This is a genomic window from Plantactinospora sp. KLBMP9567, from assembly GCF_033446045.1.
Lineage (GTDB): Bacteria > Actinomycetota > Actinomycetes > Mycobacteriales > Micromonosporaceae > Plantactinospora.
This window is the reverse complement of record NZ_JAWQRR010000003.1, coordinates 19,814-34,794: the sequence shown is the minus strand read 5'-3', so window position 1 is coordinate 34,794 and position 14,981 is coordinate 19,814. Positions and strand designations below refer to the sequence as shown.

Sequence of the window (14,981 nt, the reverse complement as noted above, 5' to 3'; positions counted from 1 at the left end):
AGCTTCTCGATTCCTGACCGGTTCTGAGGCGGCCTCGACGGCGGGCGGCAGCCGACCGGATCAGAGCGGTAGCAGGTCTTTGGCCAGGGCCCGCCTGATGCGCCATTCGTCCTGCGATCCCGTCCGCCGCGGAAAACCGCCGTGGCTGAAGACCTGGTTCAGATAGCAGACGAACGGCATGGTCGTCTCGCCCGCGAAGAGCCCGTCCACACAGCCGTCGGGAAGCACGATCCCATAGGGCGGACCGCCGCTGACGTTCTCCTTGTGCAGCCGGTCGGGCGCGAGGGGAAGCACGAACAGACCGGCGTCCGGGTCCTCCTCGGAATGTTCCCGCCAACCATTCCATTCCGCATCGAAGTAGTGCCGGATCGGCGGGTGGTCGGGGTGACGCGCCCCCTCCAGTTCGACGACCAGGGGGTCGCCGGATGCCGACGTGTCCCACTGCGGGTGGCTTCCTACCAGCCAGACGTCTCCGACCAACCGGGTCCAGGAAAGGACCGTCATGGGGACGTCGCCGAACCGTTCCGCAAGCCAATCCGCGTGCTCTGCCGCCGTCGTGGTCGGGGCGACGTGTGGCGTCACCGGGCGCTGTTCGTCGTCGTTGGTGTGGAACCGGTAACCGTCGGCGGTGAGCCGTTCGACGAGTACCTCGACGTTCTGCCGGGCCCGCCGGGCCATCTCGTCGCAGACCAGCCGCGCTTCGCCGGCAAGGTCCGGATCCTGTCGAACGGCGCGACCGGCCTGGCGCAGTTCATGCCAAACCTGGTCCCGTCGCCCGGCGAGATAACGGTCGAGCCACCGCGGTGAGGTCATGGCGGCGATCCTGCCACGCCATCGACAGCTCGGTGCCGCCTGGGCAGCTCGCGCGCCCTGGTGGCGTTGTCAGCGGGGCGAGCGAGTCCGAGCCGTGCAGCCGCCAGGTCGATCCTCGGCCGGCGCCGTCGTGGATCGTGGCCGACAAGCTGGACCGCACGGCGTACCGGACCGGTACGCTGCCAGCCATGTACGACCGGACGCGCGGCCCGGACCGCCCGGTTGCGGCCGCCAGGGGCGAGCGATCGGCCCAGCCCGGACCGGGTCGAGCCAAGCCGACGGCCGGCCGCCTCGACCGGGACCCAAAAGGCAAATGGCCTCGACCGCCCCGGGCAACCCGGCACCGAGCACCGTGACGGACACCGTGCTGCCGGTTAGGGCGGATGGCCGGTTTCCACCTGCCGAAGGGATGTTGTTGCCGTGACCGTGCCGGATCAGGTGGGCGCTCGGCGTGCCGGATCGGCAGACGGGACGGAGGAACCCGACCGCCCTCGGAGAGGCCGGCTGGGCGACCGGGTGGGTTCGATCGAGATACTCGCCCTGCTGCTGATCCTGCTGGTGGTGTTCTCCGGGCCGGTGGCGTCGGCGCTGTCCACTCCGCGGTTGCAGACCTGGACCACGGTCTTCGTCTCGGTGATGGTCCAGGCGGTGCCGTTCCTGGTCTTCGGGGTGGTGCTCTCCGCGGTGATCGCGGTCTTCGTGCCCCGGTCGTTCTGGGCCCGGGCGTTACCTCGCCATCCAGCGCTGGCCGTACCGGTGGCGAGCGCTGCCGGGGTGGTCCTGCCCGGCTGTGAGTGCGGTTCGGTGCCGATCGCGGGCTCGTTGATCCGGCGCGGGGTCACCCCGGCCGCCGCACTGGCGTTCCTGCTCGCCGCTCCGGCGATCAACCCGATCGTGCTGGCCGCCACCGCGGTCGCCTTTCCGGGCAATCCGGAGATGGTGGTCGGGCGGGCGGTGGCCAGCCTGGTCGTCGCGATGATCATGGGTTGGCTCTGGATGCGGCTGGGTCGGGCCGACTGGATCCGGCTGCCGTACCGCCCGGAGCTGGCCGACCTGTCGAAGGGCCGGGCGTTCTGGGCGGCGATCCGGCACGATGTCGTACACGCGGGCGGGTTCCTGGTGATCGGCGCGATGGCGGCGGCCTGCATCAACGTGCTGGTGCCCGAGCGGTGGTTGCAGAGCCTGGCCGACAACCCGGTGCTGTCCGTGCTCGCGCTCGCCGTACTGGCGGTGCTGCTCTCGATCTGTTCCGAGGCCGACGCCTTCGTGGCCGCCTCGCTGTCGCAGTTCTCGCTCTCGGCCCGGTTGACGTTCCTGGTCGTCGGCCCGATGGTCGACCTCAAACTGATCTCGATGCAGACCGGCGTCTTCGGCCGCCGGTTCGCGGCCCGGTTCGCCCCGGCGACGTTCGTCGTCGCGGTGTTGGTGAGCGTCGGAGTGGGAGCGGTGATCCTGTGACCGGTAGTCGACGTGGAGTGCCGAGGTGAACCGGCAGGCGCAGGCGGTTGTGCTGCTGCTGCTCGGCGGCTCGGTGCTCAAGGCCAGCGTCACCGACGTCTACCTGCGGTACGTCAAGGAGGGGCTGCGCCCGTTCCTGATCGCCGCCGGGGTCCTGCTGGTGGCCGCCGCGCTGATCACGCTCTGGTACGACCTGAGGGGCGGAGGCGACGACGCCGACGCGCACGCCGGGCACGGTCACGACAGCCACGACCAGCCCGGCGGCGGGCCGGGACCGGGCGGCGGGCACGGCCACCGCGAGCCGTGGGTGGGCTGGCTGCTCATCCTGCCCGCGCTCGGGTTGCTGCTGATCTCCCCACCGGCGCTGGGATCCTTCGCGGCCGGGCAGGCCGGCACCGCGTTGACCGGCCAGGAGATCGACCAGTTCCCGCCGCTGCCGGACGGCGACCCGGTGACGCTCACGCTGCTGGACTATGCCGGTCGAGCCATCCTCGACGGGGGCACCACCCTCGGTGACCGGCGGATCCAGCTCACCGGGTTCACCGCGCCCGGCCCGGACGGGGAAGCGATCCTGGCCCGGATGACCCTCTCCTGCTGTGCCGCCGACGGCCGGCCGATCAAGCTCGGCATGTCCGGGGACGCGCCGACCTGGCTGCCACCGGACAGCTGGGTGGAGGTGGTCGGCCGGTACACCACACGACTCGGCAAGGATCCGGTGAGCGATGTGGACATTCCCTATGTCGAGGTCGAGTCGTGGCGGCGGATAGACCCGCCGAAGCAACCGTACGAGTAGTCCGTCATCGGGCCACGCCCAGGTCGAAGCGTCCGTCTGGACAGACTACCGGAGCGGGCCGAGCGGTCCCGTCCGCCAGCGTAGAGTCCGGCTGGCCACGGACGGCGCCGTCCCGAGCGAGGGGGTGTCCGGTAATGGCCTGCACACCGGATCGAGTCGGGAGAGCATGATCACATCTGCGGCTGGGCGGCACCAGTGCTCTCGACCGCGGTCTCGGCTGCGGCGAGGACAGCCAAAAGCTTTTGTCGGGTTCCTACAAACCGGGCCGCGTACTGTTCGGTGCGTACGACATGGCGCTGCCGGTCCGCAGGCAGGAGGGTGATCACTGCCGGGGACGGCCGTCCCGCGGCGGGTTCGGATGGGTCTACCAGAGGGGTCGGTCGGGTGTTCAGCCGTATCGCCATCGTCAACCGTGGTGAGGCCGCGATGCGGCTCATCCACGCGGTCCGAGAGCTGGCTGCGGAGACCGGGGCGCGGATCGAGACCGTCGCCCTCTACACCGACGTCGACCGCACCGCCACGTTCGTGCGGGAAGCGGATCTCGGCCACTACCTCGGTCCCGCGTCCGCGCGTCCGTACCTCGACAAGGCGGCGCTGGAGCGGGCGCTCGTGCGGTCCGGGGCCGACGCGGCGTGGGTCGGTTGGGGCTTCGTCGCCGAGGACCCGGCGTTCGCGGAGTTGTGCGAGAAGCTCGGGATCACCTTCGTCGGGCCGAACGCGGACGCCATGCGCCAGCTGGGCGACAAGATCGGTGCGAAGCTGATCGCTGAGGAGGTCGGCGTGCCGGTCGCGCCGTGGAGCCGCGGCGCGGTCGAGACCCTGGACGCCGCTCTGGCAGCGGCGGCCAAGATCGGCTACCCGCTGATGCTGAAGGCGACCGCGGGCGGCGGCGGACGCGGCATCCGGGTAATCACGAACGATTCCGAGCTGTCCGACGCCTTCGAGCGGACCCGTCAGGAGGCGGCGCGGGCGTTCGGCAGTGGCGTCGTGTTCCTGGAGCGCCTGGTCACCGGTGCCCGGCACGTGGAGGTCCAGGTGATCGCCGACGGTCAGGGCACCGCCTGGGCGCTCGGTGTCCGCGACTGTTCGGTGCAGCGGCGCAACCAGAAGGTCGTCGAGGAGTCGGCGTCGCCGGTGCTCAGCCCGGCGCAGGCCGCCGAGCTGAAGGCCTCGGCCGAACGGCTGGCCGTAGCGGTCGGTTACCGGGGTGCGGCAACCGTCGAGTTCCTCTATCACCCTGGTGACCGCCTGTTCGCGTTCCTCGAGGTCAACACCCGCCTCCAGGTCGAGCATCCGATCACCGAGGCGACCACCGGGTTCGACCTGGTCAAGGGGCAACTGCACGTTGCCTCGGGCGGTCGGCTCGAGGGCGAGCCGCCGGTGGAGCGCGGGCACGCCATCGAGGCCCGGCTGAACGCCGAGGACCCGGATCGCGACTTCGCGCCTTCGCCGGGCCGGATCGCGCGGCTGGACCTGCCCGCCGGGCCGGGCATCCGGGTGGACACCGGCGTCAGCGAGGGTGACACCATCCCGGCCGACTTCGACTCGATGATCGCTAAGATCATCGCCTACGGCCGTGATCGCGGCGAGGCGCTCGGCAGGCTGCGCCGGGCGATGGCGGAGACGACGGTGGTCATCGAGGGCGGCGCGACGAACAAGAGCTTCGTACTCGACCTGCTCGACCAGCCCGAGGTGATCGACGCGAGCGCGGACACCGGCTGGATCGACCGGGTCCGGGGTGAGGGCAGGCTGGTCGCGCACCGACACTCCGCCATCGCGCTGGCGGCGGCCGCCATCGAGACGTACGAGGAGGAGGAACGCGCCGAGCGGCGGCGACTGCTGGAGACCGCGTCCGGCGGGCGCCCGCAGGTGCAGCACGCCAGCGGTCGACCGTTGGACCTCAAGCTGCGCGGCGTCGGCTACCGCATACGCGTGGCGCGGATCGGCCCACACCGGTTCCGGGTCGGCATCGAGTCGGGCGGCGGCGTGCGCACCGCCGACGTGGAACTCGACCGGTTCGACCGGCACAGCGGACAGATCGTCGTCAACGGCAACCGGTACCGCCTGCTCACCGGGACGCACGGGCCGATCCACCTGGTCGAGGTGGACGGCGTGACGCACCGGGTCAGCCGGGACGAGGGCGGCGTCGTCCGCTCCCCGATGCCCGCGCTGGTCGTCGCCACGCCGCTGCCGGTCGGCGCCGAGGTCGAGGCGGGCGCACCGGTGCTGGTGCTGGAAGCGATGAAGATGGAGACGGTGTTGCGATCACCGTTCAAGGCGCGGCTGAAGGAGTGCGCCGTCTCCGTGGGCAGCCAGGTACAGGCCGGCGCACCGCTGCTGCGGCTGGAGCCACTCGGTGACGGGGCCGACGACTCGCCGGCCGCCGCCACCGTCGAGCTGGACCTGCCGGCCGCGCCCGAGCGGATCCCGGCGCGTCAGCGCGCCCGGCGCGGCCAGGAGGACCTGCGCGGCCTGCTGCTCGGCTTCGACGTCGACCCGCACGACGACCGCCGGGTACTCGACGACTACCTCGCCACCCGGCGGGCGGCCATCGAGGAGGGCCACCGGCCGCTGGTCGAGGAACTCGACCTCATCGACGTGTTCGCCAACCTCGCCGAACTGAGCCGCAACCGACCCTCGGGCGAGGACGGCGGCGAGGCCCACGTGCACAGCGCCCGCGAGTACTTCCACGCCTATCTGCGAAGCCTCGACGTCGAGCGGGCCGGACTGCCGGCTGCCTTCCAGGCCAAGCTCGCCCGGGCGCTCGAACACTACGGTGTCAGCGAACTGGAGCGCTCCCCCGCGCTTGAAGCCGCCGTGTTCCGGATCTTCCTCGCCCAGCAGCGCGCGTCCGCCGACGCGACCGTGATCGCGACGCTGCTGCGTACGTGGCTGCGGGAGCCGCCGCCGAACGAGACCCTGCGCGAACCAGCCGGTCTCGCGCTCGAGCGGCTGGTGGCCGCGACGCAGGTCCGCTTCCCGGTGGTCGCCGACCTCGCCCGTGGCGTGGTGTTCGCCTGGTTCGCCCAGCCGCTGCTGCGGCGCAACCGCGCCCTGGTCTACGACCGGGTCCGCACCCACCTGCGGCACCTGGACGCGCAGCCGGACTCGCCGGACCGCGCCGAGCGGATCGCGGAGATGGTACGCAGCACCGAGCCACTGGTCCGGCTGCTCGGCCGGCGGCTGCACCGCGATCATCTCGATCATGCGGTCATGCTGGAAGTGCTGACCCGGCGGTACTACGGCAACAAGGGGCTCACCGGCGTCAACACCCGCGAGGTCACGGGCTGCACGTTCGTGGTCGCCGAGCGCGCGGGTTCGCGCCTGGTCTCCACCGCGGTGCGCTTCGACGCGCTGGGGGGCGCCCTGCGCGGGCTCGCCGAACTGGCGGCCGGCGGGGACGCCGTCGACGCCGACCTCTACCTCGGCTGGGAGAACCAGCCGGAGGACTTCGACGCGATGGTCGCCGAGCTGCTCAAGGTCATCGGCGCGCACCCGCTGCCGCCGCAGGTTCGCCGGCTCACCACCACCGTGGCGGGACGGCGCGGGGCGGTGATGCACCACCACTTCACGTTCCGGCCGTCGAGCAGCGGGATGACCGAGGAGCGGCTGATCCGCGGCCTGCACCCGTACATCGCGCAGCGGATGCAGTTGGAGCGGCTGCACAAGTTCGACCTGACCCGACTGCCGTCGTCGGACGAGGAGGTCTACCTCTTCCAGTGTGTGGCCCGGGAGAACCCGTCCGACCAGCGCCTCGTCGCGTTCGCGCAGGTGCGCGACCTGACCGAGCTGCGCGAGCACGACGGCCGGCTGGTCGCGCTGCCGACAACCGAGGACACCGTGGCGGCCTGCCTCGACTCGATCCGCCGCGCACAGTCGCGGCGGCCGTCGAAGACCCGCTTCAACACCAACCGGATCGTGATCTACGTCTGGCCGCCGAGCGGCCTGACCCGCGAGGAGATGGAGATGATCGCCGGGCGGGTACGCCCGACGACCGCGGGCGCCGGGCTTGAGGAAATCCTGTTCATCGCGCGGCAGCGCGACCGCCGGACCGGCGAGCTGGCCAAGATCGCCGTACGGATCTCCTTCGACGTCACGGGCGGTGCCGAGCTGACCGTCGGGGAGCCGCCGGTCGAGCCGGTCGAACCGCTCGACGACTACCGGCTGAAGGTGCTGCGGGCGAGCAGCCGCAACACGGTGTACCCGTACGAGCTGACCGGCCTGCTCGGCGACTTCGTCGAGTACGACCTCGACGGCGACCACACGCTGGTGCCGGTCGACCGGCCGAAGGGGCGCAACGCCGCGGCGATCGTCGCCGGCCTGGTCAGCACACCGACCGCACGGCACCCGCAGGGCGTCACCCGGGTCGTGCTGCTCGGCGACCCCACCAAGTCGCTGGGTGCGCTGTCGGAGCCGGAGTGCCGTCGCGTGATCGCCGCGCTGGACCTGGCCGAGCGGATGCGGGTGCCGCTGGAGTGGTACACGCTCTCCTCCGGCGCCCGGATCTCCATGACGTCGGGCACCGAGAACATGGACTGGGTGGCGGCCGCGCTCAAGCGGATCGTCGAGTTCACCCAGCAGGGCGGTGAGATCAACATTGTCGTCACCGGCATCAACGTCGGTGCGCAGCCGTACTGGAACGCCGAGGCGACGATGCTCATGCACACCAGGGGCATCCTGGTGATGACGCCGGACTCGGCGATGGTGCTCACCGGCAAGCAGGCCCTCGACTTCTCCGGCGGCGTCTCCGCCGAGGACAACTTCGGCATCGGCGGCTACGACCGGGTGATGGGCCCGAACGGACAGGCGCAGTACTGGGCACCGAACCTCACCGCCGCCCGGGACGTGCTGATGTCGCACTACGAGCACACGTACGTCGCCCCGGGCGAGGCGGCGCCGCGCCGGGCGACCACCACCGACCCCACCGACCGCGACATCTCCGACTTCCCGCATGTCGTACCCGGCAGCGATTTCGGCACGGTCGGGGAGATCTTCTCCGCGGCGGCCAACCCGGACCGCAAGAAGCCGTTCGACATCCGCACCGTGATGCGGGCGCTGGCCGACCAGGACCACCCCGTGCTGGAACGCTGGGCGGGCATGGCCGACGCGGAGACCGCGGTGGTGCAGGACGTGCATCTCGGCGGCATCCCGGTGTGCCTGCTCGGCATCGAGTCCCGGACGGTGCCGCGGCGCGGCTTCCCGCCCACCGACGGCCCGGACACCTACACCGCGGGCACGCTGTTCCCGGCCTCCTCGAAGAAGGCCGCGCGGGCGATCAACGCGGCCAGCGGCAACCGCCCGCTGGTGGTGCTGGCGAACCTCTCCGGCTTCGACGGCTCGCCCGAGTCGATGCGGAAGCTGCAACTGGAGTACGGCGCCGAGATCGGTCGGGCGATCGTCAACTTCCGCGGACCGATCGTGTTCTGCGTGATCTCGCGATACCACGGCGGCGCCTTCGTGGTCTTCTCGAAGGCGCTGAACCCCGAGATGACCGTGCTGGCCCTGGAAGGCTCGTTCGCCTCGGTGCTCGGCGGCGCTCCGGCCGCCGCCGTGGTGTTCGCCGGCGACGTCGACGCCCGCACCGCCGCCGACCCACGGGTACGGGACCTGGAGACCCGGGTCGCGTCCGCCTCCGGTGCCGACCGTGCCGCGTTGACCGCGGAACTCGACGAACTCCGCACGTCGGTCCGGACGGAGAAGCTCGGCGAGGTGGCGGCGGAGTTCGACCGCGTGCACAACATCCAGCGCGCGGTCGAGGTCGGCTCCGTCGACGCCGTCATCCGGGCGGCCGACCTCCGTCCCCGCGTCATCGAGGTCATCGAGTCGCGTCTGCGTCAACCGGTCGAGGGCGACCGGAACGGCGCGGCGAGCGCGGCGGTAGCCGGGTAACCGGCGACGGCGGCTCCGACGCGGAGGCGTACCGAAACCATCGGATACTGGGCGGCCGGGGACACCTGCGTGTCGTCCGGCTGCTCGGCGCGGAACTCGGGCTCAACAGCGCAGAGCGCCGACACCGGCACCGCTCGGCGCGCCGCCGCGCGACTCGAAGCCGACCCGGGGATCAGCCACGCCCAACTGGGCCTGCTGGCGTCCGCTACCCGGTCGATGTCGCCACAGCCACCGCCTGGGACCGTCGGCCGCCGGGGACTACTCGCCGGTCCGCCGTTCCCGGTCACCGGCACCGGTGACGTCCCCGCCCGGTGCGCCCGGACTCTCCCCCGGACCGGCGTCCACGGCCTTCGGCGACCCACGCGCGGCCGCGGCGCGATCATTCGCCCGCGGGGCACGTCGGGCGAGCAGGAAGACGCCTACGACGAGTCCGCCGAGCGCGGCGAGTTCGCCGACCAGGCTCCAGGTGCCGGTCCGGATCCGCTCGTCCAGCCAGAGCAGCCCGACCGCCATGGAGACCAGGGGATCCGTGACGGTGAACGTCGCCAGTGCCGGCGCGCCGAGGGGGCCCGCCTGGTACGCGTTCTGGCTCAGCAGCACCCCGATCGGGCCGAGCACCACGATGCCGTACGTCTGCCAGTGCCCCAGCACGGCGACGGGTCCGTCGTCGAAGGTGTGCGCGAGGCTGCTGATCAGACCGGCCGTGACGCCGTAGCAGGTGCCGGCGGCGGCCGCCAGGGGAAGTGGCCGCCATCGACCGCCCAGTCGGGCCGCGAGCAGCAGGCAGCCGGCGACGGCGCCGACGAGGCCGGCTGCCAGCCACGCCCCGTCCTGGATCGAGTCCAGGCCGCGGCCGCGGTTCGCGGCAGGAGCGGCGATCAGCAGGAAGGCGGAGAGGCCGACGAGGCAGAGGAGCGACTCCAGCAGGATGGGTCCGTCCGGGCGGTGGCGTTCCAGTGCGGCGAGCAGGAGGACATACCACAGCAGGCCGGTCACCAGGACCGATTGCACCAGTATCAACGGAACGAGGGTGAGCGCTGCCGCCTGTAGGCCGAAGGCCGCCGCTGCCAGCAGCACGGACCACCGCCAGTTGCGCCGGTGCAGCAGCCGCCACAGCAGCTTCGGTCGGGCCACCCGCTCCTGTGGTATGCCCTGGTTCGCCCGGTACTGGAGGACCGAGGAGGTGCCGAACGCGGCGGCGGCGGCCACCGCGAGCGTCGTACCGAGCGCCAGCTGCGCGCCCTGGTTCACCGACGGGTAGGTCCGGGCATCATCGCGTCTCCTCGGCCGGGTGTCCGCGCCATGGTCCGGGCCGGCCGACGACGCCGCTGCGACTGGGCCGCCGGCGCCGGGCTGGCCGACCCGGGGCGTTCCCTGTCGCAGCGCCGGCAAACCTTCACACGACCGGCACGACCGGCGCCGGGTTTACCCGTCCCGGCCGCGGGTAGCCGGCTCGCCGGGCGGAGGCGTGGGGTGGACGGACGTGAGCGGGTGGACGAGGCGAGCACGGTCGGGCGGCGCGGGCTGCGGAGTCGGGTGCCGCTCCTGCTCGCCCTGACCGCTGGCCCCGCCGCGGTCGAGGCGGCGGTCCTGAGCTGGACCGCGAACCGGTCCGCGCTCGGGATGGCCCCACAGGCCGCCGCGGCCAACCCGTTCGGCGTCTTCCACGATCTGCGCTGGGTTTTCGTGTACCACGACTCGTGGCTCTCCTTCACCGTCGCGCTGCTCGCCGCGATCGTGGTCCGGACGCTGCTCACGGTCGCGATCGTGATCGTCGCGTGGCCGCCGGAACGACCCCGTCCAGCGGTACGCCGGCTGGCCGGTACCGGTCTGGCCGTCACCGCGGCGACCGCGTTCGCGCTCGCGCCGTGGACGTCGATCACCGTGGCCGCCGGCGCCACCGCGCTGTCGTGGTTCTCGATCGGTGCGGTGCTCGCGCTGCTCGTCCTGGCCCTGCTGCTGCAACGGGGGCCGATGACGGGAGCGTGGTGGCGTGGGCTGCCGCCGCCGGGGGCGGTGCTCTGGGCGGCGGTCACGTTCGGGGCGCTCACCGTCGGGGGCATGGTCGTCGGCCTCGGCCCCGGTTGGGCGGCGGTGCCGTTGGCCGCCGCCGCCGGCGCGGTCAACGCGCCGCTGTGGCAGGCACTGGTCGCAAGCGCGGTGCTGGGCCGATCGCGCCTGCCACGGCTGCCGACGGTACCGGTCGTCGTGGTGGTGCTACTGCTCGCCCTCGCCGGCAGCGGGCTGCTGGCCCGGTCGGGCTCCCGTGCCGCGGCCCGACCGCCACCGGCGCTGGTGCAGCGGGACGGTGACGTCGCCCCGGAGCAGGCGCTGCTCTACGTCGGCGGGTACGACTCCCGCTACGACGGCTCGACCGGACACCTCCCCGACCCGGCGGGCCGGGCAACGCTGCCGGTACGCAGGTTCTCCTATGCCGGGCTCGACCGGCAGGGCCAGCCGTTGCCCTACTCCCCCGCCGACACGCACCAGCCGCTCACCCGCAGCGCGGAACTCCTCGCCGCCCAGGTGATCGAGGTACGTCGGCGGACCGACCGCCCGGTGGCGCTGCTCGCGCACAGCGAGGGGACCCTGGTGGTGCGCGCCTACCTGGACGACGGCCCGCATCCCGACGTCGACGCTGTCGCCCTGCTGAGCCCACTTCCGCAACCCGCCCGCGTCTACTATCCGCCGGCGCGGGCACGGGCCGGGTGGGGCATCGCGACCGGCTGGCAGTTACGGATCATCTTCGGGGTGGTCGCCACGACCGGCGGCTCGGACCTCGGCAGCGACAACCCCTTCGCCCGGTCACTGCTGGACGAGGCGCCGCGGTACCGGGACCGGATGCTCCAGCCGGTGGCCGACGTACGGATGATCGCCTTCCTGCCCCTGGTCGACGCCCTCACGAATCCGCCAGGCCCCGACCCGCGGATCCCGGTCGTCGTCGTTCCCGAGCGGCACGCCATGGACTACGGCAGGGCGAGGACGCAGCGGCTCCTGATCGCGTTTCTCGACGGCCGCTCACCCGATCCGGGCGGGGACGGCGGGTACCGGGCGCTGCGCGCCGCCGGTGCCGCCTGGCAGGCGCCGAGCCTGGCTTTCTCGCTCAACCCGGTCTGGCAGACCCGTCCGTCCCCGTCGTGACAATCTGAGCATGGACGACGGAAGTCCCGCCGCGCCCAGGGCGATCCGCACCGCTGACCCGGATCGGGGGCGGTCGGCCCGGGGCCGCTCAACGAGGAGACGGCATGACTGATGGAGGTGGCAGCGCACTCCGTGGCGTGGTCAGCCGTCGGCTGCCGGACCCGCCACCGACCCCGCCCGTCCCGGGAATGACCCCGCGTCGGGTACTGGTGGTCTCGGCCGACATCGGCGGTGGCCACGACGCGACCGGCCGGGCGCTACAGGAGCGGATTCTGGAGTTGTGGCCGGGCAGCACGGTGCGGTGGCTGGACACCCTCGACGTGATGGGACCCGGCGTGGGGGCGGCCTTCCGCCGCGTCTACGTCACCAACGTGGAGCTGACCCCCTGGCTGTACGAGTTCTTCTTCCGCTCGCTGTGGCGGTATCCCTGGCTGGCTCGGGCGTCGAAGGCGTTCACCGGGGCCTGGGCGGGGCGTCGGCTCGGCCCCCGGATCGAGGCCTTCGACCCCGACCTCGTCATCTCCACGTACCCGCTGGGCAGTGCTGGTCTGGCCTGGCTGCGTCGCCACCGCGGGCTCGGCGTACCGATCGGGGCCTGGGTGTCGGATTTCGCCCCGCACCCGTTCTGGGTCTATCCGCAGCTCGACCTGAACCTGGTGGTCCACCCGCAGGCGGTACCGCTTGCGGACGCCGCCGCACCCGGGGCACCGATCGCCGTCTGCCCACCGCCGGTACTGAAACGCTTCGGCCCGGGTGACCAGGCCGCCGCTCGGCACCGGTTCGGGCTGGACGCCTCCCGGTACGTCGTCGTGGTCGCCTGCGGCTCCTTCGGCTTCGGAGCGGTGGAGGAGGCGGTCCGGGGCCTGGCCACGCTCGCCGGCCCGGTGCAGGTGGTCGTGGTGTGCGGGCACAACCGGCAGCTCGTCGACCGGCTCAGCCGGCTGGGGGCACCGGCCGACCGGCTCATGGTGCTCGGCTGGGTCGACGACATGCCTGCCCTGTTGCGCGCCGCCGACCTGTTGGTGACCAACGCCGGCGGCGCGACCGCGCTGGAGGCGTGGGCGACCGGTACCCCGATGCTGATGTATCGTCCCATCGCCGCACACGGTGCCGCGAATGCCGCGCTGATGACGGCCTGCGGGCTGACCGAGACCTCCCAGGACCTGCCCGACCTGCTGCGGCGGGTTCGGCTGGCGGCGCAACGCGCGTCCTCGCCGCGCCCGCACCAAGGGCTCGACGGTGGGGGTTGCCTGGCCGAGTTCGGCCTACTGGCCCTGGCTGCTTCGACCCCGCCGCCGTCGACTCCGGCACCGCCCGCACCCTCCTCGACCCCGGTACCGGCCGTGCGGACCTCACCGGCCGTCGGGGCCGGCCCCGGAACCACGGACTCGCGGCGGCGCCGACCCCGGCGGCTGCCAAGCTGGCCGCTTCGCGCCCAGGACGCCTTCTTCCTGCACGTCCAGTCCCCGACGGTCGCGCAACAGATCGGCGCGGTAATCGAACTCGACCCGTTGCCGGACGGTCGTCCCGTCGAGCGCGACGAGATCATCGACCTGCTGGCCCGGAGGCTGCCCGCGATCACCACCTTGCGGCGCCGGCTGTCGGAGCGCGGCCGGTGGCGGCGGCCCGGCTGGGTCGTCGACCCCTGCGTCGATCCGGCGGACCACGTGGCCGAGCACCAGCTGCCGGCCGGCTCCGGGGGGAACGCCGCCGACTCGGCGATCGACCTCTTCTGGTCGCGGCCACTCCCGATGCACCGGCCGTTGTGGCAGATGCTGCTGGTCACCGGCCTGCCCGGCGGCCGTACCCGGCTCGCGGTAAAGCTGCACCACAGCCTCGGTGACGGCCTGTCCGTGATCGGCACGGTGCAGCGCCTGTTCGATCCGGCCCCCGGGGCGGACGTCCACGGCGAACCCCCCGGGCCGGCGCGCCGACCCCGGATCCGGCGCCCCGGGTCGGCACTGCTCGGTGCGGCCAGCACAGGCACCCGGCATACTCTCGGCGCGATGCGCGGACTGGCTCGCCTGGCCGTGGCCGGGCGGGCTCCCCGTACGCCCGTCAACCGTCCGTTCCGCAGCCCGGGTCGGGTCTTCGTCGCGACCACCCTGCCCAGCGAGGAACTGCGTCGAACGGCGCGGGCGAACGGCGCGCACGTCAGCGAGCTGGTGTGCGCGCTGCTGGCCGACGCGCTCGGGAGCACCTACCATCCGACGGCGGCCCCGACCGGCCTGCGAGCCATGTTCGCGGTCTCCATGGATCCGCGGAGCCGCTCGCGGACCCACGGAAACTGGACCGGGGCGATCGCCCTCGACCTGCCGGTCGGGCCGCTGCCACCCCTGCGGCGTCTGGCCGAGGTCAGCGATCGGTTGCGGAGCAGTGTGGCGAGCGGACAGCCGATCGCCGCCACGCTCGTCATGCGGGCCATGGGTGCACTGCCGGCACCGGTCCACGGCGCCCTGGCCCGCCGGGTCTACAGCCGCCGCTTCCTCAACGTCATCGTCTCCTACCTGAGCGAGCGCTCGCCGCGTCCACAGCGGCTGGCCGGCGCGCCCGTACGCGCCGTCACCCCGGTCGTCGCACTGGCCGACGGCGTGCCGATCGGGGTCGGCGTGCTGCGCTGGGGCGACACGACGAACGTGGGCATCCTGCTCGACGAGACGCTGGCCCACACCGCGAGCGAGTTCGTGGCCGCGCTGCACGCCGCCTTCGCCGAGATGGTGCGCAACCACGACGACCCGGCGCCCGGCGGCAGGGGTTGAAGTCCGGCGCGCCTGTCTGCTCGTCGCGTGCATCCGGTCGAGGTCGACGGGACGGCGGACCCGTCCGGGCCGGTGCCGCAGGGCCGTGCACGCTCGCCGAGGTCGCGCGGTAACAGCTGCCGGGCTGC

The 14,981-nt window shown here is 72.6% G+C and carries 7 protein-coding genes; 5 read left to right on the top strand and 2 right to left on the bottom strand.

What is annotated here, in order from left to right; translation table 11 throughout:
• Positions 1-60: 60 nt before the first annotated feature.
• Positions 61-813, bottom strand: a complete 753-nt coding sequence (locus R6Y94_RS00830; protein WP_318393775.1) for a hypothetical protein — start codon at positions 811-813, stop codon at positions 61-63.
• Between the two features lie 504 nt (positions 814-1,317).
• Between R6Y94_RS00830 and R6Y94_RS00825 the strand changes: the two genes are divergently transcribed.
• The 3 genes from R6Y94_RS00825 (at position 1,318) to R6Y94_RS00815 (ending at position 8,953) form a co-directional block, all read left to right on the top strand.
• A complete protein-coding gene (locus R6Y94_RS00825; protein ID WP_318393966.1) occupies positions 1,318-2,271 on the top strand; it encodes a permease in 954 nt (317 codons plus the stop codon).
• 25 nt (positions 2,272-2,296) lie between these two features.
• On the top strand, positions 2,297-3,064 hold the full coding sequence (locus R6Y94_RS00820) for a TIGR03943 family putative permease subunit (protein WP_318393774.1): 768 nt from the start codon (positions 2,297-2,299) through the stop codon (positions 3,062-3,064).
• A gap of 384 nt (positions 3,065-3,448) precedes the next feature.
• Positions 3,449-8,953, top strand: coding sequence for a carboxyl transferase domain-containing protein (locus tag R6Y94_RS00815; RefSeq protein ID WP_318393773.1), 5,505 nt, complete (start codon positions 3,449-3,451; stop codon positions 8,951-8,953).
• Between the two features lie 258 nt (positions 8,954-9,211).
• On the opposite strand, the gene R6Y94_RS00810 is transcribed toward R6Y94_RS00815, so the two are convergent.
• Positions 9,212-10,204 carry a DMT family transporter gene (locus tag R6Y94_RS00810; protein ID WP_318393772.1) on the bottom strand — a complete coding sequence of 331 codons (993 nt, stop codon included), beginning with the start codon at positions 10,202-10,204 and terminating at the stop codon, positions 9,212-9,214.
• A 222-nt stretch (positions 10,205-10,426) separates the two neighbouring features.
• On the opposite strand from R6Y94_RS00810, the gene R6Y94_RS00805 reads away from it, so the two are divergent.
• Both R6Y94_RS00805 and R6Y94_RS00800 read left to right on the top strand, forming a co-directional pair.
• Positions 10,427-12,094: a hypothetical protein gene (locus R6Y94_RS00805; protein WP_318393771.1), complete on the top strand. Its 1,668-nt coding sequence runs from the start codon at positions 10,427-10,429 to the stop codon at positions 12,092-12,094.
• Positions 12,095-12,198: 104 nt separating this feature from the next.
• Positions 12,199-14,853 (top strand): wax ester/triacylglycerol synthase domain-containing protein, encoded by a 2,655-nt coding sequence (locus R6Y94_RS00800; protein WP_318393770.1) that lies wholly within the window; start codon positions 12,199-12,201, stop codon positions 14,851-14,853.
• Positions 14,854-14,981 lie beyond the last annotated feature (128 nt).

What these genes read in the sequence shown, in the direction of transcription:
- R6Y94_RS00800 (WP_318393770.1), top strand. Translation starts at nt 12,199, where the DNA reads ATGACTGATGGAGGTGGCAGCGCACTCCGTGGCGTGGTCAGCCGTCGG.
- R6Y94_RS00830 (WP_318393775.1), bottom strand. Translation starts at nt 813, where the DNA reads ATGACCTCACCGCGGTGGCTCGACCGTTATCTCGCCGGGCGACGGGAC.